Raw genomic sequence first — 1,952 nt, forward strand, 5'->3', positions numbered from 1 at the left:
CCACACCCCACACCCCACACCCCACTTCCCCACTTCCCGATTTCCCCAAGGTAACAAAACCAGATATTCTACTAAATAGTCGCCTATCACACCAGTTTGATCTCGTGGTCGTCCAATGCAGTTTGCCAAGATATTAATCGCCAATCGCGGGGAAATCGCCTTAAGAATCCTTCATAGTTGCGAAGAATTGGGCATTAGAACCGTTGCCGTCCACTCTACCATCGATCGCCATGCCCTTCATGTTCAATTGGCCGATGAGAGTGTTTGTATTGGTCCGCCTCCGAGCAGCAAAAGTTACTTAAATATCCCTAATATCATCTCGGCTGCCCTAACACGCAACGCCACGGCCATCCATCCCGGTTACGGTTTTTTGGCAGAAAACGCCCGCTTTGCCGAAATTTGTGCCGATCATCAGTTAACTTTTATCGGTCCGTCTCCCAGTGCTATTCTGGCTATGGGCGATAAATCCACCGCTAAAAAAACCATGCAAAAAGCGGGAGTTCCCACTATCCCCGGCAGTGGTGGTTTAATTACCTCGGAAGCGGAAGCAAAGCGTATCGCTGATGACATCGGTTATCCTGTCCTGATTAAAGCCACTGCGGGGGGTGGAGGGCGTGGAATGCGTCTTGTCAAGAGTGCAGATGAACTAGGTAATATGTTAAAAGCCGCCCAAGGGGAAGCAGAAGCGGCTTTTGGCAATTCGGGAGTATATCTAGAAAAATTTATCGAATGTCCCCGACATATCGAGTTTCAGATTTTGGCCGATAGTCACGGTAACGTAATCCATTTAGGAGAAAGAGACTGTTCGATTCAGCGACGACACCAAAAACTGCTAGAAGAAGCACCCAGCCCCTTCTTAACGCCCCATTTACGCTCAAAAATGGGTAATGCCGCCGTTAAAGCCGCTAAATCGATTAATTACGTCGGGGTGGGAACCGTGGAATTTTTAGTCGATAAACACGGTAATTTTTACTTCATGGAAATGAACACCCGTATTCAGGTGGAACACCCCGTCACGGAGATGATCACGGGGATAGACCTGATCCGAGAACAAATTCTGGTGGCACAGGGCGAAAAACTGCAAATTAAGCAAGATCAGGTGATATTTAGAGGACATTCGATCGAGTGTCGCATTAATGCCGAGGATCCCGATCACAATTTTCGCCCTCACCCCGGCAAAATTAGCGGTTATCTGCCCCCCGGTGGTCCGGGTGTCCGCATGGATTCCCACGTTTACACCGATTACGAAATCCCCCCCTATTACGATTCCCTAATTGGTAAGTTAATTGTCTGGGGAGAAAATCGCGAAACTGCGATTAAACGCATGAAACGCGCCCTGCGGGAATGTGCGATCACGGGAGTACCGACAACTATTGATTTCCATCGTAAAATATTGGAAACTCCCGCCTTTTTAGCCGGAGATGTTTACACTAATTTCATCCAAGAACATCTCTTGCCCTAGGGCGTTACCATGAATTTTAGACGAGAGTAGGTTGGGGATAATAATGACAGTAGAAGTTAAATTTAACTCGTTTCAACTCAGCGATGAACAGTTCTTTCAACTTTGTCAGGATAACCGAGATTTGCGCTTGGAACGCAACCCAAAAGGAGATTTAATTATTATGCCACCGACTGGAGGAGAAACCAGTAATTCTAACGCTGGAATCACTGCCCAATTATGGTTATGGAATAACCTAAATAAATTAGGTGTAGTTTTTGATTCTTCTGGAGGATTTAAACTACCGAATGGGGCCGATCGCTCTCCCGATGCTGCTTGGATACCTTTAGATAAATGGCAAGCTTTAACCCCGCAACAAAAGGAAAGATTTTTACCTCTATCTCCCGATTTTGTCATTGAATTAATGTCTCCTAGGGACAACATAGAAACGGCTAGGAAAAAAATGCAGGAATATTTAGATAATGGGACTCGTTTAGGTTGGTTAATCAATAGA

At 45.9% G+C, this 1,952-nt stretch carries 2 protein-coding genes; both read left to right on the forward strand.

Translation table 11 applies throughout. From position 1 onward, the window contains the following. Positions 1–115 precede the first annotated feature (115 nt). Positions 116–1,462 carry an acetyl-CoA carboxylase biotin carboxylase subunit gene (gene accC, locus O9334_RS17535; RefSeq protein ID WP_002734953.1) on the forward strand — a complete coding sequence of 449 codons (1,347 nt, stop codon included), beginning with the start codon at positions 116–118 and terminating at the stop codon, positions 1,460–1,462. A 43-nt stretch (positions 1,463–1,505) separates the two neighbouring features. After that, positions 1,506–1,952 (forward strand): Uma2 family endonuclease (locus tag O9334_RS17540; RefSeq protein WP_288001489.1); only part of this gene is annotated, 447 nt, incomplete at its 3' end.

This window comes from Microcystis sp. LE19-8.1F, from assembly GCF_027531715.1.
In the GTDB taxonomy this organism is placed as follows: Bacteria; Cyanobacteriota; Cyanobacteriia; order Cyanobacteriales; family Microcystaceae; genus Microcystis; species Microcystis wesenbergii_A.